This is a genomic window from Rheinheimera sp. UJ63, assembly GCF_021568285.1.
In the GTDB taxonomy this organism is placed as follows: Bacteria; Pseudomonadota; Gammaproteobacteria; order Enterobacterales; family Alteromonadaceae; genus Alishewanella; species Alishewanella maricola.
Genome location: NZ_JAKGTQ010000001.1, coordinates 287,408 through 314,033 on the forward strand (window position 1 = coordinate 287,408; position 26,626 = coordinate 314,033).

Annotated in this window: 22 protein-coding genes; 5 read left to right on the forward strand and 17 right to left on the reverse strand. The window is 46.9% G+C overall.

The annotated features are described in order from the left end of the window. Positions 1-64: 64 nt before the first annotated feature. The 10 genes from purF to fabB form a co-directional block, all read right to left on the reverse strand. Positions 65-1,576 carry an amidophosphoribosyltransferase gene (gene purF, locus L1N97_RS01320; protein ID WP_236128602.1) on the reverse strand — a complete coding sequence of 504 codons (1,512 nt, stop codon included), beginning with the start codon at positions 1,574-1,576 and terminating at the stop codon, positions 65-67. A gap of 17 nt (positions 1,577-1,593) precedes the next feature. Then, positions 1,594-2,082, reverse strand: a complete 489-nt coding sequence (locus L1N97_RS01325) for a CvpA family protein (RefSeq protein WP_226749780.1) — start codon at positions 2,080-2,082, stop codon at positions 1,594-1,596. A 128-nt stretch (positions 2,083-2,210) separates the two neighbouring features. After that, positions 2,211-2,864: an SPOR domain-containing protein gene (locus L1N97_RS01330; RefSeq protein WP_236128603.1), complete on the reverse strand. Its 654-nt coding sequence runs from the start codon at positions 2,862-2,864 to the stop codon at positions 2,211-2,213. Between the two features lie 8 nt (positions 2,865-2,872). After that, complete coding sequence (folC, locus tag L1N97_RS01335) at positions 2,873-4,150, reverse strand: bifunctional tetrahydrofolate synthase/dihydrofolate synthase (RefSeq protein ID WP_236128604.1); 1,278 nt, start codon at positions 4,148-4,150, stop codon at positions 2,873-2,875. Positions 4,151-4,156: 6 nt separating this feature from the next. Continuing rightward, entirely contained in the window at positions 4,157-5,029 is an 873-nt protein-coding gene (gene accD / locus L1N97_RS01340; protein ID WP_226749777.1) for an acetyl-CoA carboxylase, carboxyltransferase subunit beta, read from the reverse strand. Positions 5,030-5,180: 151 nt separating this feature from the next. Further along, on the reverse strand, positions 5,181-5,969 hold the full coding sequence (gene truA, locus L1N97_RS01345; protein WP_226749776.1) for a tRNA pseudouridine(38-40) synthase TruA: 789 nt from the start codon (positions 5,967-5,969) through the stop codon (positions 5,181-5,183). A gap of 51 nt (positions 5,970-6,020) precedes the next feature. Then, entirely contained in the window at positions 6,021-9,449 is a 3,429-nt protein-coding gene (locus tag L1N97_RS01350; RefSeq protein WP_236128605.1) for a FimV/HubP family polar landmark protein, read from the reverse strand. A gap of 225 nt (positions 9,450-9,674) precedes the next feature. Beyond that, positions 9,675-10,694, reverse strand: coding sequence for an aspartate-semialdehyde dehydrogenase (locus tag L1N97_RS01355; RefSeq protein ID WP_229585533.1), 1,020 nt, complete (start codon positions 10,692-10,694; stop codon positions 9,675-9,677). Between the two features lie 13 nt (positions 10,695-10,707). Then, positions 10,708-11,823, reverse strand: a complete 1,116-nt coding sequence (locus tag L1N97_RS01360) for a 4-phosphoerythronate dehydrogenase (protein WP_236128606.1) — start codon at positions 11,821-11,823, stop codon at positions 10,708-10,710. Positions 11,824-11,923: 100 nt separating this feature from the next. Beyond that, a complete protein-coding gene (fabB, locus tag L1N97_RS01365; RefSeq protein WP_236128607.1) occupies positions 11,924-13,144 on the reverse strand; it encodes a beta-ketoacyl-ACP synthase I in 1,221 nt (406 codons plus the stop codon). A gap of 165 nt (positions 13,145-13,309) precedes the next feature. On the opposite strand from fabB, the gene mnmC reads away from it, so the two are divergent. Further along, on the forward strand, positions 13,310-15,196 hold the full coding sequence (gene mnmC / locus L1N97_RS01370; protein WP_236128608.1) for a bifunctional tRNA (5-methylaminomethyl-2-thiouridine)(34)-methyltransferase MnmD/FAD-dependent 5-carboxymethylaminomethyl-2-thiouridine(34) oxidoreductase MnmC: 1,887 nt from the start codon (positions 13,310-13,312) through the stop codon (positions 15,194-15,196). Positions 15,197-15,408: 212 nt separating this feature from the next. Beyond that, positions 15,409-15,744: a hypothetical protein gene (locus L1N97_RS01375; RefSeq protein ID WP_236128609.1), complete on the forward strand. Its 336-nt coding sequence runs from the start codon at positions 15,409-15,411 to the stop codon at positions 15,742-15,744. A 7-nt stretch (positions 15,745-15,751) separates the two neighbouring features. Here the strand turns inward: L1N97_RS01375 and L1N97_RS01380 are convergent, their stop codons facing one another. After that, positions 15,752-16,633 (reverse strand): flagellar protein MotY, encoded by an 882-nt coding sequence (locus tag L1N97_RS01380; RefSeq protein WP_236128610.1) that lies wholly within the window; start codon positions 16,631-16,633, stop codon positions 15,752-15,754. Positions 16,634-16,813: 180 nt separating this feature from the next. On the opposite strand from L1N97_RS01380, the gene rnt reads away from it, so the two are divergent. Further along, positions 16,814-17,509 carry a ribonuclease T gene (gene rnt / locus L1N97_RS01385; RefSeq protein WP_236128611.1) on the forward strand — a complete coding sequence of 232 codons (696 nt, stop codon included), beginning with the start codon at positions 16,814-16,816 and terminating at the stop codon, positions 17,507-17,509. 102 nt (positions 17,510-17,611) lie between these two features. On the opposite strand, the gene grxD is transcribed toward rnt, so the two are convergent. Beyond that, complete coding sequence (grxD, locus tag L1N97_RS01390; RefSeq protein ID WP_229585549.1) at positions 17,612-17,950, reverse strand: Grx4 family monothiol glutaredoxin; 339 nt, start codon at positions 17,948-17,950, stop codon at positions 17,612-17,614. 227 nt (positions 17,951-18,177) lie between these two features. Between grxD and sodB the strand changes: the two genes are divergently transcribed. Beyond that, complete coding sequence (gene sodB, locus L1N97_RS01395; protein ID WP_229585525.1) at positions 18,178-18,762, forward strand: superoxide dismutase [Fe]; 585 nt, start codon at positions 18,178-18,180, stop codon at positions 18,760-18,762. Between the two features lie 151 nt (positions 18,763-18,913). Here the strand turns inward: sodB and L1N97_RS01400 are convergent, their stop codons facing one another. After that, on the reverse strand, positions 18,914-19,876 hold the full coding sequence (locus tag L1N97_RS01400; protein ID WP_236128612.1) for a sensor domain-containing diguanylate cyclase: 963 nt from the start codon (positions 19,874-19,876) through the stop codon (positions 18,914-18,916). Then, on the reverse strand, positions 19,873-20,892 hold the full coding sequence (locus L1N97_RS01405; RefSeq protein ID WP_236128613.1) for a response regulator: 1,020 nt from the start codon (positions 20,890-20,892) through the stop codon (positions 19,873-19,875). Before L1N97_RS01405 ends, L1N97_RS01400 begins: the two co-directional genes overlap by 4 nt. A 62-nt stretch (positions 20,893-20,954) precedes the next feature. On the opposite strand from L1N97_RS01405, the gene tpx reads away from it, so the two are divergent. Next, positions 20,955-21,572 (forward strand): thiol peroxidase, encoded by a 618-nt coding sequence (gene tpx / locus L1N97_RS01410; protein ID WP_236128614.1) that lies wholly within the window; start codon positions 20,955-20,957, stop codon positions 21,570-21,572. 76 nt (positions 21,573-21,648) lie between these two features. Here tpx and adk read toward each other — a convergent pair whose 3' ends face one another. The 3 genes from adk to htpG form a co-directional block, all read right to left on the reverse strand. Next, on the reverse strand, positions 21,649-22,293 hold the full coding sequence (gene adk, locus L1N97_RS01415) for an adenylate kinase (RefSeq protein ID WP_229585518.1): 645 nt from the start codon (positions 22,291-22,293) through the stop codon (positions 21,649-21,651). 224 nt (positions 22,294-22,517) lie between these two features. After that, on the reverse strand, positions 22,518-24,446 hold the full coding sequence (locus tag L1N97_RS01420) for a methyl-accepting chemotaxis protein (RefSeq protein WP_236128615.1): 1,929 nt from the start codon (positions 24,444-24,446) through the stop codon (positions 22,518-22,520). Positions 24,447-24,574: 128 nt separating this feature from the next. Continuing rightward, positions 24,575-26,506: a molecular chaperone HtpG gene (gene htpG, locus L1N97_RS01425; protein ID WP_236128616.1), complete on the reverse strand. Its 1,932-nt coding sequence runs from the start codon at positions 26,504-26,506 to the stop codon at positions 24,575-24,577. Positions 26,507-26,626 lie beyond the last annotated feature (120 nt).

The following is a 26,626-nucleotide window of genomic DNA, read 5'->3' on the forward strand; positions in this document are numbered from 1 at the left end:
CAAGGTAGACAGTAAAACGGCTGCAATTGCAGCCGTTTTTTTATGCTTGCAACAACAACTTGGTTTAACCTTCGTTGTAAGTTTCTAAGTTAGTTGCCATGTTCATGCTAGACGCCGCTTTCACATCGTCACTGCGTAATTGATCAAGACGATTTAAATAATCTTGATCAATATCGTTTGTAACATAATGACCATCAAATACCGACGTTTCAAAATGGGTAATGTCCGGGTTTTCTGTTCTTACTGCGGCAATCAAATCAGGCAATGATTGGAAAATCAGGGCATCCGCGCCGATGATCTGACAAATACTGTCCACATCATGACCATGAGCGATGAGCTCATTGGCCGACGGCATATCAATACCATACACATTCGGGAAACGTATTTCTGGTGCTGCCGAAGCGAAATACACTTTCTTCGCACCCGCTTCACGCGCCATTTCGATGATTTGGCCCGAAGTGGTGCCACGGACGATGGAATCATCCACCAACAACACGTTCTTACCTTTAAACTCTTGCCAGATCGCATTCAATTTACGCTTAACTGATTTTTTACGCTCTGTTTGGCCAGGCATAATAAAGGTACGACCAATATAACGGTTTTTCACGAAACCTTGGCGGTACGGTAAATTAAGAACGTTAGCAATTTCTAAAGCCGCATCATTACTGGTTTCTGGGATCGGGATAACCACATCAATATCCAGATGCGACCATTCCCGTTTTAATTTTTTACCGAGGTAAGTTCCCATCGCGACACGAGAAGCATAAACCGAAATATTGTCGATGGTTGAGTCAGGGCGCGCAAAATAGACGTACTCAAAAATACAAGGGGTATAGCTTGGGTTCTCAGCGCACTGCATGCTGTGTAATTCACCTTGCTCGGTGATGTACACGGCTTCACCTGGTGAGATATCCCGTAATACGGTAAAGCCATCCGCATCAAGGGCTACGCTTTCTGAAGCGACCATATACTCAGTACCCGCCGCAGTTTCACGTTTGCCCATCACTAAGGGGCGGATCCCGTTCGGATCACGGAAGGCGAGTAAGCCATGGCCAATAATCAGCGCCACCGCCGCATAACCGCCTCGCACTTTGCGATGCACATTGGCCAGCGCTTTGAAGATTTGCTCAGGCTCTAGCTTCATATTCGGTTGAATGGCTAATTCGTGCGCCAACACATTTAACAACACTTCTGAGTCAGAAGTCGTGTTCACATGGCGACGCGCTAAACGAAAGATTTCGTCTTTTAGCTCATGCGCATTAGTCAGATTGCCATTGTGCGCTAAAGCGATACCAAAGGGGCTGTTAACGTAAAACGGCTGCGCTTCGGCGGTGCTTGACGAACCGGCGGTAGGGTAACGCACATGCCCAATTCCGATATTACCGGCCAGGCGCTGCATATGACGTATCTCAAATACGTCTTTGACCAGACCATTGGCCTTGCGCAAGCGCAAGGTATTATTATCGACCGTAACGATACCCGCAGCATCCTGACCACGGTGTTGCAAGACTGTCAGACCATCATACAGCGCCTGATTAACGGGATACTTACCTACGATTCCAACAATACCACACATTGATTTTTCCTCGCCGGCTATGGCTTTTGCATAAAACTAGAACGGCTTTGCAGATATTCGAAAAACCATTCAATAATAAAACCAAACTCAGGGATCAAGCTAGATTGGCTCCACCAATCAGCCGCCGCCGCAGGAGTAAAGGCGTCAATAAAAAATAATACGGCACTGACCACTAACACACCGCGCAACGCACCAAAGACCAGCCCAAGCAACCTATCTGTGCCAGATAAGCCGGTAGACTGGACGAGTTTGCCAACGACATAGTTGATCAGCGCGCCCACAATAAGCGCACAAATAAATAAAATGGCAATAGCTGAAGCATTACGCAGCGTGGGTTCAGAAATATTTGTGAAAAAACTGGCTAGATGGGGGTAATACGAGCTGGCAATAAAGAAAGCCGCGATCCATACGGTCAAAGAAATAGCTTCTTTTACAAAGCCTCGGACCAGACTGATCACAGCGGAGAGAGCTATGACCGCCAAGATGACAAAATCAACCCAACTCATTTGCTACCAAAGGTTGCCTAACGACGGGGCGCATTCTAACAAATTGCCGACCCAAATAGCTAGGGAATGTTCATAAACAAGTGATCCGTTTGTTTATTACAAACGGAAACAGCTCGTGTCGATCAAACTCAGTTGATTTCCGTAGGTTGATAATTACTGATCGTCAGCTTTGCAATACCGGTTAATTGTTGCAGCTTACCCAGACCTTGCTCTAGACGCTCGCGTCGCACTTCAGGGCCAACAAAAACACTGGTTAACGGCTGGCCATTGCTGTTAGTAATGCTGCGGGTAAAGGTGGCAAAACCGGCTTGTCTTAATTTTGCTTCTAACGCACTGGCGTTTTGCGGATTACTAAAACTACCGACTCGTACCACCCATGCAGCTTGATTAAGCGCTACGGCCGTTTTCGTTGGCGTTGTGCTTGGGGTCGCTTCAACAACTTTAGTGGGCGTAGCGACTTTTTCAGCTTCTGTTGCGCCGGCGGTAACTTGGGCATATTGTTGCGAGGGTAAGTTAGCACTGTCACTGCTATTATCAGCGTCATCCAAGACATCGGCATCGTCTATCGGCTGGCTGTTAGCGGCTTGTTGTTTGGCCGCAAACTCATCATCAGGAAACGGCTGAACCTGTTGTACACCAACGAATTCTGGGCGATCGGGAATGACTTTAAAATCATCTTTGACGACTTGTTTTTCACCATCGAGTAAATCTGGCAAAAAGATAATGCCGGCCAACACCAAAATACTGGTACCCAATAACCGATGTTTAAATTTTGCTATCATTGCCCCTCCTACTGAAGCGCCAATACCGCAGAAACGGTAACAAAAGAGCCGAAAATGACCAAGAGATCCGTAGGCTGCAAGGTACTGACGATAGCCTGATACGCCTGAGCAACAGAATCATGCTCAATAGCGTTAGATGCACTGGCCTGATCGACACTGGCCAATGCCTGCTGTAATTGCGTTCTGCTGGCGCCGCGGTTACCCGGTAAGCTAACAAGATGCCATTGCGTTACACAAGACGTCAAGGGCTGTAACGCTTGGCGCATATCTTTGTCTTTTAACATGCCAACTAAGGCAATAATTTGCCGATAGCGCGGCTGTAATAATTGTAACTGCGTCGCTAAATAAGCCGCCGATTGCGGATTATGCGCTACATCTAACAAAATAGTTGGGTTTTGTTGCAACTGTTGCATACGCCCGGGCAAGGTTAACGTGCTTAAGCTGTGCTTTAACACGGTTTCGCTTGGCAGCTGCCCTAATTGTTCTAACACCGCTAAACTGGTGGCAACGTTTTGTACTGGCACTTGTGGTAACGGTAAGTCACTAAACTGCTGCTGGTAGCCTTGCCAATGCCATTGCTGTGCACTAACTTGATAATGAAAGTCGCTACCAACTTGTTTAAATAAGGCACCGAGTGCGGTGGCCACCTCATTCAAACTTGCTGGAGGCAATAACTCGCCGGAAATAGCCACTTTACCCGAACGAAACACGCCGGCTTTCTCTCGACCAATACTTTCACGATCTGGGCCAAGCCAATCTTGATGGTCTAAATCAATTGTGGTGATGACGCTGATAGTCGGATCGACAATATTTGTTGCATCTAAACGCCCGCCTAGCCCAACCTCAATTAAACAGTAATCGGGTTGCTGAGCGCGTAAAATGGCAAAAGCCACCAAGGTCGTAAACTCAAAATAACTTAAAGGAACCTCCAGCCGTAATTGCTCAACTAACTGAAAAGCGGCCAGCCAATCGGCATCAACGACATCAGTACCATTGAGGCGTAAGCGTTCATTAAACTGCAGTAAATGCGGTGAGCTGTAAACACCGACCGTAAAACCTTGGGCCAGCAGCAAGTGCTCTAACGTACGAGCGGTGGTACCTTTACCATTGGTACCGGCTATCAACACAACCTTTCCAGGCAGTTGTGCTAAATCACCGCGAGCAGCCACTTGCCGCACACGATCTAAGCCAAGCTCAATTTTATCAATCGGATGACTTTGCTCTATATAACAAAGCCAATCGGCCAGGGTTTGGCACGATTGGCTATTTAATTGTTGGACCGACATAAATCCCTAGGATGCATCACGCTCCGCCACTGGCGCAGGTAGTCGCATAAACTTAGCCATAAGTCGGGCAATTGTATCGCGCATTTCACGGCGGTCAACAATCATATCAATTGCACCGTGTTCTAATAGGAATTCACTACGTTGGAAGCCTTCTGGCAGCTTTTCACGAACGGTTTGCTCAATAACCCGAGGACCGGCAAAACCGATTAACGCTTTAGGTTCACCGATGTTGATATCGCCCAGCATCGCTAAACTGGCAGACACACCACCCATAGTTGGATCAGTTAATACCGAGATATAAGGCAAGCCTTGCTCGCTCATTTTCGCTAATGCCGCACTGGTTTTCGCCATTTGCATTAAAGAAAATAAGGCCTCTTGCATGCGAGCGCCGCCACTGGCAGAGAAACAAACAAAAGGGACTTTATGCTTTAAAGCATATTCGACACCGGCAACAAACTTAGCCCCCACCACGGAAGCCATCGAACCGCCCATAAACTCGAACTCGAACGCCGCGGCAACAATCGGATTACCATGCAAAGTACCGTGCATCACCACCATAGCATCTTTTTCATTAGTGGCTTTCTGGGCAGCAACAATACGATCTTTGTATCGCTTGCTGTCTTTAAATTTTAGCAGATCTTGTGGTTCAAGCTCAGCGGCTAGCTCATGAGTGCTGCTCGCATCAAAAAAACTTTGTAAACGCGCACGAGCCGATACACGCATATGGTGATCGCATTTAGGACAGACACCTAGATTGCGGTCTAGATCCGCTTTATACAGCACCGCGTCGCAAGAAGTACATTTAGTCCAGACACCTTCTGGAATATTGCGGCGACCAGAAGACGATGTTCTAGGTAGAATCTTTTCTAACCAACTCATAGAGGTTTCCTAATCTGTCATAGTCGATAACACAGGGCTAACGACGGAAAAATACGTTAAAAACACTGATATAGCGTAAATGCAGCTATTAAAACACATATTGAGTACTGTCGAATACAGAAAACTGGTCTTAGTAGTCAGTGCTATCTGCCTAGGTAGCCGGTAAAAACAGCGGCCCTAGTGCCACTTTCGGGATCGCAAACTGCTCAGGGTAATCGACTTCGACTAAATACAAACCACCCGGCTTCGCCGTTGCAGCAGCAAGATTACGATCTTTACTGGCTAACAATTCAGCTAACCAGCTTACAGGGCGGCGGCCCATACCAATTTCCAATAAACTGCCGGTAATATTACGCACCATATGATGCAAAAAGGCATTGGCTTTAATGTCTATGACAATGAAATCGCCTATTCGTGCGATTCGCAGGTGATGCACATTTCGAAACGGCGTATTTGATTGGCACTGCATAGCGCGAAAAGCGCTAAAATCTTGTTCGCCCAGCAAGGCAGGTGCCGCTTGCTGCATTAAGGCTATATCAAGATCTTGATGGTAATGACTCAAACCCGCCCGCAAAATGGCCGGTCGATATTTATGATTATAGATGACATAACGATAACGACGCGCCGTTGCGCTAAAACGGGCATGAAAATCATCAGGAACCTCTTTGGCCCAGCGCACAGCGATTTGATCAGGCAGCTGAGCATTAGTACCCATCACCCAGGCTTTCATATCGCGATCAGCACTGCAATCAAAATGCACGACTTGACCGGTAGCATGCACACCGGCATCGGTGCGACCAGCACAAAATAATTCAATCGGCTGATTAGCCACCTTGGCTAATGCCTGTTCCACTTCTTGTTGCACGCTGTTGACTTCGCGCTGACGCTGCCAGCCATAAAAGCTGGCGCCATCATACTCAATACCTAACGCAATTCGCATCATTGGCCCTCTGTTAACTGCGCGGATTATAACGCAGCTAACCGATTATACCTACTCTGCTCTGAGCGCTTTCACTTCAGCTTTTATGTGTTCAGGCGCGTTGGAAGTGAGGATTTCTTCAATCAGCAGTTCTGCACTTTCGGCTTCATCCATTTCTAAGTAAGCGCGAATCAAATCCAGTTTGCCGGCAAAACCTTCATCTTCTTTATCAACGTCCATCTTAGTATGTTCGCCAATAATACCGGCATAATCCTCTAAGCCAACATCCACATTTAATTGATTGAAACGCTGCTCATCTTCATCAGCATGCTCCATTGCAGATAACAAATTATCAATTTCGACAAAGTCATCATCTGAAATGGCCGGCTCATCGCTGATCTCCGCGGCTGTAGATTCGGCATTAGGAATAGCTAAAGCATCGTTAGCCAGCTCAACATCGTTGTCTGCTTGGGTAACGTTTTCATCTACCGCTAACTCATTTAATAACGAATCGAACTGACTGTCTTCCAGCTCGGTTAGGTTAAATTCCTCTGGGCTGAGTTCTGGGATAGCATCTTCGTCTTCGTTTTCACTCTGCTCAGCTAAGGCTGCAGCGAATTCTTCATCGCTGAATTCTGCAGCAGACTCATTGGTTAATTGCTCAATTTGCTCGGCAAGCTGACTAAACTCATCGTCATCCGCAGTATCGTCTGACATGGCTAATTCAGGATAGCTGTCCAGTACTTTACTGGGGTTTTCGACAGAGAGTGCCGCTTCTGAAGGGCGCGTGACCGAATTATCTTCATCTGAAGCTAAGTCTAGTGCTAATTCTGCATCGCCTTCTGGCTCGGCATCACTGTCTAAAGCGACATCAGGGAAATGCTCTGACGATTCCGCTGTTAAAGCATTGTCATCCGCCTCTTCGTCAGCCGATGTGTCGGGTAGGGTTGGTTCTGCCGCAGTTTCATCAGTATCCGTTGTCGCAGCATCATTAAGCGCTGCGGGTTCAGGCTGTTCTGCCAAATCATCGGCAGTCGCGTCATCAGGTTCAGTTAATAAGTTCGTAAGATTATGGCTAAACTCGTCTTCTGCCGTTAGCGTCTGGGCAATATCAGACTCCGCGTCTTCGTTCAGCAAATCGGCTATCTGTTGCGCGGATGCCGCGTGCTCTGAGGCTTTTCGAGCAGCGCTGCTTTCGCTGCTATCAGCGGCGGTCTGCTCATTCAGCTGCTCGTCGACAGCAGGTAATGCGGTGTCTTGGGCTAGGCTTAGTTCGTCACTTAACTGCTCAGCAGCGGCAAGCTCCAAGGCTTCATTAAGCTCGGGCTCATCGTCAATTAACGCATAGTCTGCTGCCAAATCGGCTACGTCATCAAGTTCGGGCTCATCATCAATTAACGCATCGTCTGCTGCCAAATCGGCTACATCATCAAGTTCGAGCTTATCATCAATTAACGCATCGTCTGCTGCCAAATCGGCTACGTCATCAAGTTCGGGCTCATCATCAATTAACGCATCGACTGCTGCCAAATCGGCTACGTCATCAAGCTCGGGCTCATCATCAATTAACGCATCGTCTAATGCTAGATCGGTTTCTTCCGGCAGCTCAAACTCTGTCACTAACTCATCATCAGCCGCCTGCTCAGTAATAACGTCATCAACGTCGTCTTGTGCAGCGGTGTCGATTAAATCCATGTCATCGAGCGCTTCACTGGTTAATTCATCGATATCTGCATCGCGGACCTCAGGGGCTGTCGCTTGTGATTGCTCCGCTGCCGCTTGCTCTAAGATATCATCAAGCTCGGCATTCAATTGCTCTTCATCTGCAGACAAGCTGTCTGCATCCTCCGCTTCAATGGATTCTGCAGCCAACTGCTCGGCAAAGTCATCTAAATCAGAATTATCAAAACGGGCTTCTGAGGCTAATAAACGTTCGCGCTCATTATCTAACAGTAACTCGTCAATATCATCAGCATCGAGTTCGTCTGTTGCGGCATCGATTGCCTCGTCAGCAGACCTATCCAACACATCGTCAATCAGCTCTGCCGGTTCGTCTAGCTCATCATCCATTGTCGGCATGGTAGCGTCTGGTTCATCGTCAGGCAGCTCAACTTCAATTTCTTCAATATGATCGTCAAAATCATCTGCTGTCTCACGCTCTGGCGTAGTAGGTTCTGCCGCTAACTGGGCTGTTTCTGCCTCACTCGGATCCGCTAACTCAATAACCTCATCGTCATCATCAGCCATTAATAAGGCCGATAAATCCGTATCCGACAAAATATTATCCGGGTCGAAATTTAATTCTTCCGCGCCTTCTAATTGAATATCGTGTTCTTCCCGCACCGGCGTTACAGGATCTAAGGCGTCGTCATCAACATCTAAACGATCATCATCCATGCCATCTAACATATCCGTGCGCAGTGGATCTGGCTCAACTAACTCGTTAATTAAAATATCGTCACTGAAATCCGGTAATGTATCATCTTCAAGGCTATCATCTAGGGCACTGACAGCACTTGGGCTGGCTTCATCAAAATCGTTACTAAACAGATCGTCATCCATATCGAGCAGGCTTTCGTCAAAATCCTGACTATTGTCGATAGGTGGCACCGGTGATTTATAGCCTGCCGAGGTCTGCGGCTCTTTGATCGCATTCGCTACCGCTTCTTCGGTTTGCCGCCCACGCCGTTTAACCCAAGCGATAAAACCCATCAATAACAAAATAGCAGGTAACGACGCAGCAAGCGCCCAAGTAATTGGATTATTAAGCCAGTTGGAGGCTTCTGCTTCAGCTGCGGCGGCGGCGAGTTGCGCCGCTTCTTCCGCTTCGCGTCGGGCTTGTTGCTCTGCCAAGATTTGCTGCTGTTGCTGCAGTAACTGATTAAGCTGCTGTTGTAATAAACTGTCATCGGCTAATTGCGCCTTTAAGCCTTCTAGCTCTTGCTCTACCCGTCCTAGCGAGCCACGTAATTGCTGGTTTTCCAGCGCAATACCTTCAATAAGTTGAATAGAGTCTTGATACTGATCTTTTAAAGCATTTAGCTCTGCGGCGGTTTGTTGCTGCACCACATTAGGCTTATTGGCTTCTTCGCGGGCTTTAGCGCGTGCCGCGGCATCACGCGCGACTTTTTTCGCCCACTCAGCATCATCGCTATCGGCTTTACGTCGAGCGACTTCGGGATCAACCAAACGAATTTCACGCAACTCAGGAACAATTAAGATGGCACCAGGCCGTAAATGATTGAAGTTGGCGTCATTAAACGCGCCAGGGTTTTTCATGAAAAGTGCGTACATCACTTGGAATGTGGTCACACTGTCGCTAGGTTTGACCTGCTCGGCGATACGCCACAGAGTGTCGCTGGGCGTTAAAGGGCCAAATTGCTTTTGCAATAGCACACTATCCGCGTTTTTCGGGCCACGGATCTGCGTCGGCGCAGACTGAGCCAGCACCATCGACGAAAAATTGACTAACAGCAAAAGTAAAATTATACGAACAGGCATCAGGATTCCTTAGCCGAGCACCTAGACTCACGTTAAAGCAAAATCATATGATAATGTTATGCAAGCAGTGTTCCATTATTACTGCTGCTGACTCAACAAATATAATGCAGTTAGCTTCGGCTTACCAGTAAATAGCAACAAGCACTGCTGTTTACCGCCATAAATAACACAGAGCGCCCTAAGGCGCCCTGTGATTTGTGACCTAATTAACCCGCCAAAACGGCGTTATAAATAATCACGAATTAAGTGCTCAGCAATTTGAATACTGTTGGTGGCAGCACCTTTGCGAATATTATCCGCCACAACCCACAAGTTTATGCCGTTTTCATGCGTAATATCTTGCCGTATGCGCCCAACAAACACCTCATCTTTGCCTGTTGCGTTACTGACCTGCGTTGGAAAATCAGCGTTATTTTCAAATAACACAACGCCAGGGGCATCCGCTAAGAGCACTTTAACTTGCTCAACGGTAATCGGCATCCGCGTTTCTATATGGATCGCTTCAGCATGACCAAAAAACACCGGCACTCGCACCGCTGTTGCATTAACACCAATGCTGTTATCACCAAGAATTTTTTGTGTTTCCCAGTGCATTTTCATTTCTTCTTTGGTGTAACCGTTATCCATAAACACATCAATTTGCGGGATCACGTTAAAAGCGATTTGCCGAGCGAAATGCCCCCCCTCTTCTAAAGGCCGACCATTTAATAACTGCGCCGTTTCCTGGGCTAAGGCTTCAACTGCCGCTTGGCCAGCACCGCTCACCGATTGATAAGTCGCCACATTAATACGGCTGATCCCCACGGCATCATGAATGGGCTTTAAAGCGACCAACATTTGGATCGTAGAGCAGTTTGGGTTAGCAATAATATTACGATTACGATAATCAGCAATGGCTTCTGGGTTCACTTCAGGCACCACTAACGGAATATCCGCTTCATATCGATAGTGTGAGGTGTTATCAATCACCACACAGCCTGCATCTGCGGCTTTTGGCGCATAAATAGCTGACACGCTACCACCGGCTGAAAACAAACCAATTTGAGCTTGGCTCCAATCAAAGGTATCCGCATCTAGCACAGTAATTTTTTTGCCTTTAAAGGTCACAGAGCCACCGGCAGAGCGGCTGCTTGCCAAAGGAAATAGCTGGGCAACAGGGAAATCGCGCTGCTCTAATATTTCAATTAAATGTTGGCCTACCAAGCCCGTCGCGCCTAGGACTGCGACATTATATTGTGACGCCATCTGATGCATCCTCTTAAATCTGACTATTAAAGCCCAATTGGCCAAGCCAGGCAGGTACGGCCTGACCGACAAGCTGCAGCGCGCTGTATTCGCGCCGTGCGGGATATGACTTTCTTAGCCAGTCAAACCCATGTTGTTGCAGGTGTTGCCGCAATAAAGCGTCATCACGCCGCACATCATATAACATTCTTGCGACACTTTGGACATCCGGAAGCCCAAAATTAGCAGAAATTTGTAATTTTTCTACAGCAGGCCGAGGTAACAAGGCTGCTAACGCGATTTCTGGCGTGACACCCAGTAACTCACAACAGCGTTGATACAGCATTTCAGTGCCGCGCGCTTTACCTTCAACACTGTGGCCAGCAATATGCGCGGTTGCTATATCACAGTAAGGCAATAACGCTTGCAGAATATCAGGTTCTTGCTCCCACACATCGAGGACCAAAGGGCGACGATGCTGTTGCTGTGCCGCTAATAACGCTTGGTTATCAATAACTCCGCCGCGAGAGGCGTTAATCAAGGCACAGTGCGGTTTTAAACTGGCTAGCGTGGCATCATTAAACAGGTGCCACGTAGCATTGGGCCCTTGTTTTTGCATGGGGGTATGCAGGCTAACAATATCGGCTTGCTGACAGAGTGTTGTAAAGTCGGTGTGTGGAAAATCCGGCTCTTGCGCTGCACGTATTGGATCACAAAGTAAAACCGGGATCCCTAAAGCATTTAACGCCCGCGCTAAGCGCCCACCGATATTGCCTACGCCAACAATACCGACCGTTTTATCGGTTAACTGCCATTGATAATGCTCGGCTAAACACCAAATACTGCTGAGCACATATTCCACTACCGATTGTGCATTACAGCCCGGTGCAGCACTAAACGCAATATTTTGACGCTGCAAGTAAGCCTGATCAATATGATCTGTGCCAATCGTCGCGGTACCCACAAAACGCAACTGCTGATTGTCGGCGAGTAACGTAGGCCCTACTGGCGTGACTGAACGCACTAACAAAATATCTGCCTGACTCAGTTGTGCAGCCGTGACCTTGCGCCCATCAAAGGTTGTGACCTCGCCTAACTGCGAAAAAAACTCATGCACTAACGGCATATTTTCATCAGCATAAATCTGCATTCATCGGCACTCCACTGGTTTTGACGTTAAGTGTAACAAAATTACACCGCTGACAAAGCAAAAGGCGCCATCTAGGCGCCTTTTAAATCAACCTATTAGCTTATTTTGCGTCGTTATAACGCTGTAACACTAAGGTCGCATTGGTGCCACCGAAACCAAAACTGTTCGACATCACCGTATTTAATACTGCATCACGTGCTTCAGTCACGATATCTAAACCTTTGGCCGCATCATCTAATTCACCAATGTTGATCGATGGGGCAATAAAGTTATGCTGTAGCATCAGCATAGAATAGATGGCTTCGTGCACACCTGCAGCGCCTAAAGCATGGCCTGTCATGGCTTTAGTTGCACTAATAGCTGGCGTTTTACCGGCAAAGACTTCTTGGATCGCGCCTAACTCTTTGACATCACCGACTGGAGTACTGGTGCCGTGAGTATTCACATAATCAATGGGTGCGCTAACATCTTGCATCGCCATCTGCATACAGCGAATGGCGCCTTCACCACTTGGGGCAACCATGTCATAGCCATCTGAAGTGGCACCATAGCCGACGATTTCAGCATATATGGTCGCGCCACGCGCTAAGGCATGCTCTAATTCTTCAACCACCACGATACCGCCGCCGCCGCTGATCACAAAACCGTCACGGTTAGCATCGTAGGTGCGCGAAGCAAGTTCTGGCGTTTCATTGTAACGAGAGGATAAGGCGCCCATGGCATCGAATTCCATCGCCAGTGTCCAATGCACTTCTTCACCACCACCGGCAAACACGATATCTTGTTTACCCAGTTGGATCAGTTCCATGGCATGGCCAATACAGTGCGCGCTGGTAGCACAAGCAGAACTGATGGAATAGTTAACGCCTTTGATTTTAAATGGCGTAGCTAAACAGGCTGAACAGGTACTCGACATGGTTTTAGGGACAGCATAAGGGCCAACGCGCTTAACGCCTTTTTCCCGTAAAATATCCGCCGCTTCAACCTGTGTTTTAGAAGAAGCACCGCCAGAGCCGACGACTAAGCCGACGCGAGGATCTGAGATTTGCTCTAAACTTAAACCGGCATCTTCCATCGCTTCTTGCATGGCAATGTAAGAATATGCTGCAGCATCGCCCATAAAACGCATCGCTTTGCGGTCAATCAGGGTGGCAGGATCCAACTTAATGTCGCCCCACACTTGTGAGCGTAATCCCAGCGTAGCAAACTCTTCCGCCCGGCTAATGCCAGACTTGCCCGCTTTTAACGCGGCTAATACTTCTGCTTTATTGTTACCAATACTGGATACAATACCTAAACCGGTGATTACGGCTCTTTTCATTCTGTCTCCTAGACCTATTTATTTAGGCTCATTAAAAATTTGCGTCTTATTCTACGGCTTTTCCGCAAAAAACTGGTCTGCTTTCAGCGAACAGTTGTACTCTGTTTTCAATTTTGCTTGAGCCTGAGGTAAACTACAAGTTGAATTTTCTGCACAGGCTCCAGCATGCAACCTTTATCCAACGCTCGCATTCATTTTAATCAGCAAGGCGCCCCCGTTGCCAGCGACTTCGAAGATATCTATTTTTCTGATGAAGGCGGCCTTGGCGAAACAGATTACGTGTTTTTACAGCAAAATGGCTTACCCGAACGCTGGTTACAACAGAGTAAAACGTATTTTCATGTGCTGGAAACAGGTTTTGGTACGGGTGCCAATTTTTTAGTTTGTTGGCAACGTTTTCAGCAATTTCGAGCCCAAAATCCAAGTGCACCCTGTCAGCGTTTATATTTTAGTAGCGTGGAAAAATTTCCGATCAGTGCCACCGATCTGCAAAAGGCACTGGCTTGTCAGCACGAGTTAGCCGAATTTAGCCAAGCATTATTAGAAGCTTACCCGCCTGCGGTTGCAGGATGTCATCGCTTAGTGTTTGCTGAGGGCCAGGTTATTTTGGATTTATGGCTAGGTGACGCTAATGATTTATTACCCCAATTCCCGACAGACCATCAGGTTGATGCCATCTTCTTAGATGGTTTTGCGCCCTCGAAAAACCCTGAAATGTGGCAAGTCAGCTTATTTGAGCAACTCTTTCGGTTAGCCGCTCCTGAATGCACACTGGCCACCTTTACCTGTGCGGGTATTGTAAAACGCGGCTTGCAACAAGCGGGCTTTCAGATTAAAAAAGTTAAAGGCTATGGCCGTAAACGCGAAATGCTTACCGCCAGTGTACCGGCAGAGCGCCAGCTAGAAAAAGCGCACAGCATAAGCCAGCGAACGGCTGCCATTAGTCATATCACCATTATTGGTGGCGGTTTGGCAGCACTTTGCAGCGCAGCCGCTTTGCTAAAGCGCGGTATCAAGGTGCAATTACTTTGTGCGGATGCGGATGTGGCACAGCGTGCCTCGCACAATCGTCAAGGCGCGCTTTATCCCAACTTAACAGTACAACCGACGGCCGCCTCGTTGCTGCACTGCCACGCCTTTCATTATGCCAAACAGTTTTATCAGCATTATCATGCTATCGGGTTAAACTTTCCATTGCAGTTTTGCGGCATGCTTCATCTCGCTACCACAGCGCATTTAGCCACGCGCCAGCAAAAAATGGCCGCGAAGGCGAGCTGGCCACATAACCTGGTCAATTTTGTCGATGCCGCAGAGGCATCAAGCCTGGCCGGCATTGCCTTGCAGCACAGCGGCATATTCTTGCCAGCAGCAGGCTGGCTGGGCCCTCAAGCATTTTGCCAAGCGTTGCTGGCTCATTTGCAGCAACAACAGGGGTTTGAAGTGCGATTTAATTACCATGTCACGGCTTTACACCCCTTGGCAACAGGCTGGCAAATCGAAACGGCAGAGCATACTTTTAACGCCGAGCATTTGCTGGTGGCAACCGGTGCCGATATTGGTCAGCTCGCACCACTGGCCGCATTACCCGTTAATCGTGTCCGAGGGCAAGTGAGTCATGTGCAGGCACCAGAGATCAGTCAGTTACGCACGGTGATCTGTCATAAAGGCTATCTCACGCCAGCTTGGCAAGGCGAGCACAGTGTCGGCGCAACCTTTGACCGTGATGGTCAGATCGCTCAAACAACCACAGAAGATGATAAGCAAAACATTGCCGAGTTACAACAGCAACTGGGGCAACCCGCTTGGAGTTCCGCCATAACGGCCATTTCAGCAAAGGCAGCCTTTCGCGCTACCGTACCTGATCGTTTACCTATAGTCGGTCAGATGGCTGCGCTGAAAAACCTATGGGTGATGACAGGTTTAGGGGCTCGAGGCTTATTATATGCACCGCTACTGGCGGAATTACTCGCCTGTCAGTTGGCGGCAGAACCGCTACCGCAGGGCAGCCATGCCATAGCACAGCTGGCTGCTAATCGCTTTAACAAAGGCTAGTATTGCAAGATAAAGCGAGTAAAAACGCTTTAGTTTAGCTTGGCCGAGGCGTCTGTGCATTAACATAAAAAATACTCGCAACAGCCTGCTCGCTAGCTAAACCCAGCCGCGCAGCAGGTACCACTGGAAATACTTCATCGCCAGTAGTAGTCAAAGCAGCGGAAACTTTGCTAAGGTTAATCAAGCTATTACTGATTAAACAAGGAAGCCTTATGAGAAGTTGGATTGTCACCCTAGGTTTGCTGCTCAGCGTCAGCGCAGGGCAATTAGCCGCTGCACCGGCTTTTCAGGAGATCCCGCTGCCAAATGATGCGCAAGAAATGGCCCGCCTAGAAACAAAGATGCCGGCGGTATTGCATTATTTTAGCCAACAAACTCAGCAAGACTTGTTGCTGTTTTATATCACCGCTTTAGGTGAGCCTAATCAGCAGAAAACCTTAGCAACGCAAAAGCAATTGTATTTCTTTCGCGAACAGCAGCAGATCCGCGTGGTGATTGCCGAGCGCAATGGCTGGCGTGAAGTGTCTGTGATGGTTCAGGGCCGCTAGGCCCTGCTTAAGGTTTTGCCATTTGTAACACGACACGACGGTTAACCGCCCGGCCTAATGAGGTTTCATTCGCGGCCACATGCCGACGCTCACCGAAACCTTCGATTTGTACTTTATCTCCAGTAACCCCAGCAGCAATGAAGAATTCTTTAATCTTTTCAGCCCGCTGCACCGACAATTGTTCGTTCATCCAACGTCCGCCATAGCTGTCGGTATAGCCTTGTAACTCTATCGATTCGATTTCACTGTCATACTTAAGATATTCCGCTATCTGGGTTAAACGTCGACGAGATTCTCGGCTGAGTTGATCGCCGCCGCTCTCATAACTTAGTACCGTAAAGGCAATATCATCAAAGCTGTAAGGCAATAATGCTGCGATACAATGACTAAAGGCTTGGTATTGTGCAGGAAACTGCACTGGGTTTAACGCGGCCACCACTTTATCGTAAGGGCTGTACCAATCGGCGTAGTAAAACGTTGGGCTAAACCCCTGCTCTAATTCAGTGAGTAAGGTCCAAGCCACTTTTTTAGGCAGATCACCGTTAAATTGCTTTAACAGTTTCATACTGGCCACCGCTTTGGTTTTTTCACCCGCACGCCATTGCGGTGGTACCGACATCACTTCGGCGAGATCGTAATTATCTGGCAGGCGCAACATGCTCAGTTCAAAATCCATATTCAACGCTTTACCGGCTTGGCTACGAAAAATCGCTTTGCCAAAATTGGGGATCTCATGCTCTAGCTGACACTGCAATGGCGTATTTTTACTTAATAGCCAACTAGACTGCTCAATGCTGGCAGAATATTGACGCCATTGTGTTGACGCCGCCACACAGTTAAGCGCAGTCAAACTCAGGCTAGTACAAAAAACATAGGCTAAAGCACGCATAGGCTTAGGTTAATCCCTTTAATTTATCATTTAATCACAGCAAAAGACGCTTCTGCAGCATAACGTCAAACCGCGCCCTATGAAAAACTAAGCAAGCATTGTGCCTAACACAAGACCTAAGCCGTATTTTTTGGCATAATAGCGCCATCTTTGGTAATTGACCTATCTGTGAACGCAACGATGCCCGCTCAAACCACTTCCTTATTGGCTCGCCGTTTTCGCGGTTACTACCCTGTAGTTATCGACATCGAAACCGCTGGCTTTAATGCTCAAACCGATGCCATGCTAGAAATTGCCGTAAATTTACTGACAATGGATGAAACGGGCCAACTGCTCCCGGGCGAAACGCTGCATTTTCATGTTGAGCCGTTTGAAGGCGCTAACCTTGATGCCAGCTCGTTAGCCTTTAATGGTATTGACCCTTTTAATCCGCTTCGTGGCGCGGTTAATGAACGCGAAGCCATTGGTGAGATCTGTAAAGCGGTACGCAAAGCCCAGAAAGTCGCAGGCTGCCAGCGCTCAGTTATTGTGGCGCACAACTCAGCGTTTGACCAAGGCTTTTTCAATGCGGCAATAAACCGGTTAAATTATAAACGCTCGCCGTTTCATGCTTTCGTTTCTTTTGATACCACCAGCTTAGCCGCGCTGGCCTTAGGCCAAACCGTATTAGCCAAAGCCTGTGCCCAAGCAGGCATCGCCTTTGATGCGAAAGAGGCTCATAGCGCCTTGTATGACACCGAACGTACCGCAGAATTATTTTGCTATATCGTCAATCGCTGGCAACAACTCGGTGGCTGGCCACTGGCTGACGCCTTAGCTGAAGAATCAACCGATGCTGAGAGTGAGGCCTTAACTGCGCCAACGGACGAAGCCTAAGAGTTAAGACGAAAGATGCAGAGGGATGTGGCAAAAGCAGGTGATTAGCCGCATCGCGAATAACATTGAAGCGGCCAACGAGGCCGCTTCGCATGCAGGCTATTATTCAGCGCTGGTTTCTTTTTGACGCGCGGCCGCGTCCTTGATTAACGGCTGTAATTCAGCACGTTGAAACATTTCTAATATGATATCGCAACCACCCACTAATTCACCTTCTACCCATAACTGTGGGAAAGTTGGCCAATTGGCGTATTTTGGTAATTCAGCCCGAATATCCGGGTGCAGCAGAATGTCCACAAAAGCAAATTGCTCACCGCAAGCTATCAGCGCTTGTGACGCCTGGGCAGAAAAACCACAGCTTGGGAATTTTGGTGATCCTTTCATAAATAACAGGATCGGGTTTTCAGCGATTTGCTGTTTGATTTTATCTAGCGTTTCCATAGTGTCCTCACGGTTTAACATGACTGTGTCAATATTTTACCCTGTATTAGGCCGCCAAGCACTTGAGTTTTTCAGAAAGAACCCAATATCTGCTAAACAGATAATAATGTCCCGGCAGCAGCCGAGTGGCAAAGCCCAATCGCTCAACGAATAAACTTGAGTATTTTAGTCAGGTTTTGTAGTCTAAGCGATGCAGACACATTTAACAACGTTAACGGAGAGCAACAATGGCCTTTGAATTACCAGCATTACCTTATGCGAAAGATGCGTTAGCCCCACATATTTCTGCGGAAACTTTGGAATACCACTACGGCAAGCATCACAATACCTACGTCGTAAAATTAAATGGTTTAGTTGAAGGCACACCTTATGCCACTCAATCGCTAGAAGAAATCATTCGTTCAAGTGAAGGCGGCGTATTTAACAACGCAGCCCAAGTTTGGAACCACACTTTCTATTGGCATTGCTTAGCGCCAAATGCTGGCGGCCAACCAAGCGGCGCATTAGCTGATGCCATCAATGCGAAATGGGGTTCGTTTGATGCCTTTAAAGCGGCATTCAACGACAAAGCCGTGAACAACTTCGGTTCAAGCTGGACTTGGTTAGTGAAAAAAGCTGATGGTAGTTTAGATATCGTCAACACCAGCAATGCTGGCACGCCAATCCAAGATGCGTCAGTGACACCGATCATCACTGTCGATCTGTGGGAACACGCTTACTATATCGATTACCGCAACGCACGCCCAACTTACTTAGACGCCTTCTGGGCCCTAGCTAACTGGAACTTCGCTGCAGAAAACTTCGCTAAATAATTTTTACGCAGTTTTTGCTCAATACCCAGCTTCGGCTGGGTATTTTTTTGGTTTGTATTTTGATTTCATCAAACTGCCGTCGTGTAGCCCACAAAAGCTAGATTTACACGGATCAAGCCGGTGGCGTTACTAGAATAGGGCTGCTCAACACTCAGGCTTTAAAAAGTGTCACTTGGTTACGTCCATTTTGTTTGGATTGATATAAGGCTTTGTCTGCGGTTTCAATCCACTGTATACAATTTTGGATGGTTACATCTCGTTCCACCAACCCGAAACTCATCGTCACTTTAATCAGCTGCTGATTATACATAATGTCGAGTTGCTCAATCTTTCGGCGCACTCGTTCGGCTAAATATTGCGCCTGATCGGCGGTGGTATCGAGCAGTAAAATCGCAAATTCTTCACCGCCGTAACGCCCGGCAATATCGGTTGTCCGCAAACTTTTACGAATCACTTCGGATACCCGTTGGATAACCAAGTCGCCAGCGGCATGCCCGTAGGTATCATTCACTTTTTTAAAATGATCGATATCACACATAATTAAACTGCTGTGATGCTGCGAATAACGCTGCAAACGATCAAACTCCAGTTTTAAGTGCTCTTCCCAATTACCGCGATTACGTATCTGCGTCAGGTAATCGGTACTGGATAACTCACGAAGTTGCTGATTAGTTTGCTGTAACGCTAATTTGTTTATTGCGGCATCGGTCACATCGTAAATCATAAAACACAGATGGCTCACTTCGCCGCGACTATCCGTGATCGGAAATATGGTGCTGTTTTGATACATGTAATCAGCATTGCCAGTAATGGGCCGATAATTATTGAAGCGAAAAATATAAGGGCGTTGTTCCCAAATGGTAAAGGCGCGATTTTTTAACAGAAACACCGGATCGCACTTGCGCCTTAACCAGTCTTCATCTATTTCGGGAAACAAATCAAACAAATAATGTTCACGCACTTGGCGTGGCGTTAGGCCACTATGGTTTTCCATAAAACCGTTCCACAGCTGGATCCGATAATCTTCATTAACGATCACCAGCCCGACATCCACAGTTTGTAACATGTCCATCAGCCAATGAATATCTGCTACGCCAGCACTTTGCTCTGTCATAAAACATCATCCATTAAAAAAGCCAGTTTATAATTTAAGGTTTTCAAACTATCCTCAGTAAACAGCAGCAATAAATCACAATTAATATCAAAGTTTTCAATGCCGTAACTTAATTCTACTGTTAGGGTGGTTTTCCAACGCTTTGAATTCGCTTTAATTAAGTCATTAATTGCGGCGTGTTGGCCCAGCACCACCGGGTGGCCTTGGCTAAAGGTAATATCAATTTGCTCAGCAATGCCTTTGAGAACAGCACCAATCAGGATATTCGCAATATCCATCAATAGCTCTAATTCGATAGTGCTATTCATTTCACCGTGATAATTCAGCAAACGCGCAATATCAGCAAAACCCGAGTCAGTGAGAATTAATAACGCTTCACCAGCCACCCCACTGCCGATAAACCCTTGGCAAATGGCCGAGTTTTCACTGTTCGGATCAATCGATGCCAATGCCATCGTCAACTCACTGACTTCAATCACATTGACATTGGGGATCGGTAATTTCACAAACACATTCAGCAAACGCGCCAGTAAATCCCCCGCTTGTCCCATGGCGACGTTGGCGACTTCTTTCATGACATCGCGCAACTCGTCATTCAGTTGTAATGCATCGGCGACTTTTGGTGCAACGCGTATTTTGGGTGTTGTCAATAACGCCGCATCGTTAATCGGCAAAAAGGCCGATAACTCAACAGCACTCATGGGTTTTTTTAAAAACGCCTTAGCGCCTAAGGCCATCACCCGTTCGTGCGCCTCAGGTTGCACATCACCAGAGATCACAATAACCTGCACCGGTAATTGCAATGCCTGTAGCTCAGTGAGTACCTGATAGCCATCCATCACCGGCATATTTAAATCGAGCAACAACCAATCAATCGACTGTTTCTTTAAGGTGGCCAGCGCATCAGCGCCGTGTCCGGCAAAATAAATGGTGGGTTGCCAATCCTGTGGTAAGATCCTAGCCAGTTGCTTTCGAGCCAGATTAGAATCATCACAAATCAAAATTGCAGGCGTCATAACTTTCTCGCATTGCCGCAGTTAGTCTTATCATAACGCTGATTAACCATTGGAGCAGCAAAATGTTTTTAAAAACCGTGAATAGTAATAAACTACTAGTTGCACTTTGCCTTACTTTTGGCAGCTTTTCAATTCAAGCCATCGACATCACCGAAAAACTCCCCGCGCGAGTCAGCGCCGTAAAAGCCGGTGATCAACAAGTTGTATTATTAGGTAAGCCGTTAATTACGGGTAAAAAAGCGCCTGACTTTAAAGTAGTCGATAATAACTTTAAAAAAGTCAGCCTGGATGATTTCAAAGGTAAAACACTGATGATCAGTGTAGTACCCAGTATTGATACCGGGGTTTGCTCATTGCAAACCAAGCGTTTTAATGAAGAAGTGGCTAAATTACCGGAAAACGTGGTACTGCTAACCATCAGCGCTGATCTGCCTTTTGCGCAAAAACGTTTTTGCCAACAAGAACAAGTAGAAGCGATGGCGGTGTTATCCGATGCCGTTTGGCGTGATTTTGGCAGTAACTATGGTTTACTGATTAAAGATATGGGCTTGTTAACACGCGCTATTATTTTAATCGACAATAAAGGCAAAGTGGCGTATCAACAATTGGTGCCTGAACTGGCCCAAGAGCCCGATTATGCAGCGGCACTGGCGGCGTTGCAGCAGCTTACGGCGTCTTAATGTTGCGCTAACCAGAGGTAAAAATAAAAAACCGGCATAGCCGGTTTTTTTATGAGCCACAGGGCAAGATAGGCGATTAATCTAGTAATGTTACCAGTTGCTGACTCACCGCATCGACCGCCTGAGTACCGTCAATATGGTGATATTGCGTTTCACCGCGGGCTGCAGTTTGACGATAATAACCCACTAATAATTCAGTTTGCTCATGGTAAATCGCTAAGCGTTTACGCACGGTTTCTTCTAAGTCATCCACCCGTGTCACTAACTCTTCACCCGTTTCATCATCTTTACCGGTCACTTTCGGTGGATTGTAGACTAAATGATAAACACGACCTGAAGCGGGGTGCACACGGCGACCGCTCATGCGCTCAACGATTACATCGTCTGGCACATCAAATTCAATAACGTGATCCACACTAATGCCAGCATCTTTCATGGCATCAGCTTGTGGAATAGTACGTGGGAAGCCATCTAATAAGAAGCCATTAGCACAGTCTGCTTTTGCTACACGCTCTTTTACTAAGCCGATAATTAATTCATCTGATACCAGCTGCCCAGCATCCATAATCTTCTTTGCAGCCACGCCGAGTTCTGAACCCTCTTTAATCGCCGCACGTAACATATCCCCAGTTGAGATCTGTGGAATACCATATTTGCTCATTAAAAACTGTGCCTGAGTTCCTTTTCCGGCGCCAGGGGCCCCTAACAAAATTATGCGCATAGCGATCATCCTCGTCTTTTGGGATCAATTTGTAGTTTTTGTCAGGCTTGATCTTTGCATAATGCGCTCTTTGAAACAAGAAATTTGTCAACTGGTGCTACCTGAAACAGCGGTATGCCTAGCCTTTAGTCGATAGTCTAGCCAAAGCCGCCGTTACAAGGTGTTATTACTGAGTAAGCAGAATAAGTGACAAGGTTTTCAGCGGCTTTCTGGCTATTATCAGACTAAAGTCTGAAACGCTTCACTAATTCTTGTAGCTGCTCGGCGAGCGTGGATAAAGCATCACTGGCCTGTGAAGATTGCTGCACATTCTGGTTAGTTTGCTCTGCCACATCACTAATCGAATGAAAGTTCTGATTAATATCATGCGATACCACGGTTTGCTGTTCCGTTGCGGTCGCTATTTGATGCGTAGTGGCGCTGATCAGCTCAATAGCCTCATTAATCGATATTAAAGCCTGTTCGGCGCGAGTTGCGTTTTCAGCCGTTTTTTGTGCATTGTTTTCACTGTTTACTGTCGCGCTAACGGCTTTCTCTGTGCCTCGTTGCAGTTTTTCAATCATCTGTTTGATTTCAGTTGTAGAGTCTTTGGTACGGCTAGCCAGCGTTCGAACTTCATCCGCCACAACCGCAAAGCCTCGACCACTTTCGCCGGCTCTGGCGGCTTCTATAGCCGCATTTAGCGCCAGCAAATTGGTTTGCTCAGCGATACTTTCGATAACTTGTAAAATACTACCGATCTGATCGCTATCTTGTTTTAATAAACGAATAATAGTCGCTGCTGAGCTGACTTCTTTTGATAGGTTAGATAAGTCGAGCACGGTGTTACTGACCACTTCTCGACCCTGTTTACTCTGTTGCTCTGCCTGCGTTGCCGCTTCGGCTGCTTGCTGGGTGTTCCGTGACACTTCTTGCAATGTACTGGTCATTTCATTCATGGCAACCGCAGCACTGCTAATTTCAGTACTTTGTCGCTGCATACCGTCGGTGGTGTGTTGATTAATTTGCGCTAACTCAGTGGCTGCTGCCGCAACCTGATCAGAATAATTTCCTACTTCACCGAGCATTTGCCGCAAGCGTTGCTGCATCGTGGCGATAGACGCTAATAAACTGCTGTTATCACCTTGGCTCAGTTGAATTGACACAGTAAGATCGAACTGTGATACCTGATGCACCATTGCTGCGGCATACTCAGGCTCGCCGCCTAAAATGCGAGTTACCCCTTTTACAATAAAAATACAAATAAAGGTCGCGATGACCATGATGAACAATGCAGCCATTAGCAAGGTGTATAGCATATTGTTCACTTCAGCTAAGGCTTCTTGTTGCCGGCTTTCTAGCACTAGGCTCCAGCCAAGCATAGGAATGTATTGATAGCTACCAATCACGGCCGTTCCCGCCGCATTTTGGTAGAGCCCGGTGCCACTTTGCTGTTGCCGAGCGGCCGCTGCGGCCTGCGTTTGTAGCGGATCTTTAGTGTTAATTGATGCCGCCGGCGATAAAGCAATACCGGCCGTATCGAGCAAATATATTTCGGTGTGATCGTTAAGCTTAAGCTCATTGACCTTACTAAAAATGGCTTCTAGCTTAACGGCACCGCGCATAACCGCCACAATTTGATTATTTTGCCGGATAGGAATAGCAACCGTACTGACGGTTTGACCGGTAGCACGGGATACCACAGGCTGTGAGAATACATCCTGGCCGCCAACCGCTTGTTTAAACCAAGCGCGATCAGCCACGTTAAACGCGGCATTTTCAGCCGCCGATAACACCTTGGCTTGGCCATCACTAAAACTGACACCCGCCTGACCGATACCGTCTAATCCAACCACAAAGATGGTGTCATATACACCTGAGTTTTGTGCCAGTTGTTGCATCAGTTGCGTGGCTAACGCTAAATCTAACTGTTGGATACTCGGCAAAGTAGCCAACAAGCGCATCTCATCTTGGCGCACTAATAACCAATCGGTAAAAACGTCAGCGTTCGTACTAGCGGCACTGCTTAATGTGGTTATTTCATCTGCGGTTTGTGAGGATTTATATTTAACGAAGACCATACTGCTTAACGAGACAATCGCAATAAAAAACACACTAACAATAATGACCGTTAAACGCACACCTAAGCCAAGACTACGCCAAAATGTTGTCATACTACACCTATTAGCTTTCTATTTTTATAGCTGTAAGTATAGATGCAAAAACCTAAATTTTCCTGATAGCAAAAAGCCAAAAAAAATGACCGCCTAAGCGGTCATTTTAAACGAGCATGAAGCAAAGGTTACTTTGCCAACGCTAACAGTAACCCGTTTAAACGGGTTACGAAGCCCGCTGGGTTTTTCAAACTACCCCGTTCGGCCAGTAAGGCTTGATCTAACAACACCTCGGCCCATTGCTTAAACTGCTGTTCATCTTGCTCTTCCGCAATATGCTTCACAAGTTGATGCTCTGGGTTTAACTCGAAAATGGGCTTCACTTCAGGTACTTTTTGGCCAGCAGATTCCATCAATTTAATCATCTGCGTGCTCATGTCATACTCATCCGTTACCACACAGGCTGGGCTATCAGTTAAACGATGACTGACTTTCACGTCTTTAACTTGATCGCCTAAAGCTGCTTTAAAACGCTCCGCTACCGTGGCGAAGGCTTCTTCAGTTTGTTGTTGTGCCTGCTTGGTTTCTTCATCATCTAACTTAGATAAATCTAAACCGCCTTTAGCGACTGAACGCAGCTTCTTACCATCAAATTCAGGTAAGTGTTGCACCAACCACTCGTCAATACGATCAGAGAGCAATAAAACTTCGATGCCTTTTTTGCGGAACACTTCCAGATGTGGGCTATGTTTCGCAGCTTCAAAGCTATCGGCAACCAAGAAATAAATCTCATCTTGGCCTTCTTTCATTCGAGCCACATAATCGGCTAACGCCACGTTTTGCTCACTGCCTTCATTGTGAGTAGAGGCAAAACGTAACAAGGCGGCGATTTGCTCTTTGTTGTTATGATCTTCAGCCGGGCCTTCTTTAAGCACTTGGCCGAACTCACTCCAAAAATTTTGATATTGCTCGGGATCTTTAGCCAGCTTTTCTAACATCTTCAAAGCACGGCTGCTACAGCCTTTGCGCAAGCTTTGGCTGACTTTGTTATCTTGCAGAATTTCACGAGACACGTTTAACGGCAGATCGCTCGAATCTAACACACCTTTAATAAAGCGCAGGTAGCTCGGCATAAATTGTTCAGCATCGTCCATAATGAACACGCGCTGCACATAGAGTTTTAAACCATGCTTAGCTTCACGGTTCCACATATCAAAAGGAGCTTTTTTCGGCACATATAACAAGCTGGTGTAATTCGAGTTTCCTTCAACTTTATTATGGCTCCAGCTTAATGGCTCACTCCAATCGTGTGAAATATGCTTGTAGAACTCTTGATATTCTTCATCTGAAATATCAGATTTATCACGTGTCCATAACGCAGTGGCTTTGTTAACCGCTTTCCAGTGGCCAGGCGTAGCCGCGATGGTTTCACCGTCTTCTTCACGCGCCTCAGTACCTTCTTCCCACATTTCTACCGGAATAGAAATATGATCAGAGTACTTAGTTACCGTACTTTCAATTTTCCAATGGCTTAAAAATTCGTCTTCACCTTCGCGTAAGTGTAAGGTAATTTCAGTACCACGTTCATTTTTAACAATGGGCGCTAAGCTGTATTCACCTTCGCCTGATGACTCCCACTCTACGGCACTGTCTGCAGCCATGCCGGCCTTACGGGTACGCACGGTTACTTTGTCCGCAACGATAAAAGCAGAATAGAAACCTACACCAAATTGACCAATTAACTTCGAGTCTTTGCTTTGATCACCCGACAGTTTAGAGAAAAACTCTTTAGTACCTGATTTCGCAATGGTACCCAGGTGTGAAATCACTTCAGCTTCATCCATACCAATGCCGTTATCGCTGATGGTTAGGGTACGTGCTTTCTCGTCAAAACTGATTTGTACGCGCAGCTCGCCGTCATTTTCATACAGGCTGCTGTCTGAAAGGGCTAAAAACCGCAGTTTATCTGCCGCATCCGAGGCATTTGACACCAATTCGCGTAAGAAGATCTCTTTGTTTGAATACAGCGAGTGGATCATCAGTTGCAGCAGTTGCTTAACTTCCGCCTGAAAGCCATGGGTTTGTTTCTGGCCAGACTGGGTGGCAGTGGTATCAGTCATTTGGTGAGTCCTCAACAAAAATAATGTAAGTGTGACAACAAGTACGAAGTACCTGCCTTTTCATCAAGGGATATGGGGGTTAACAGTAGGAATTCAAGCGCCGATTTTTAGTCTACTTAG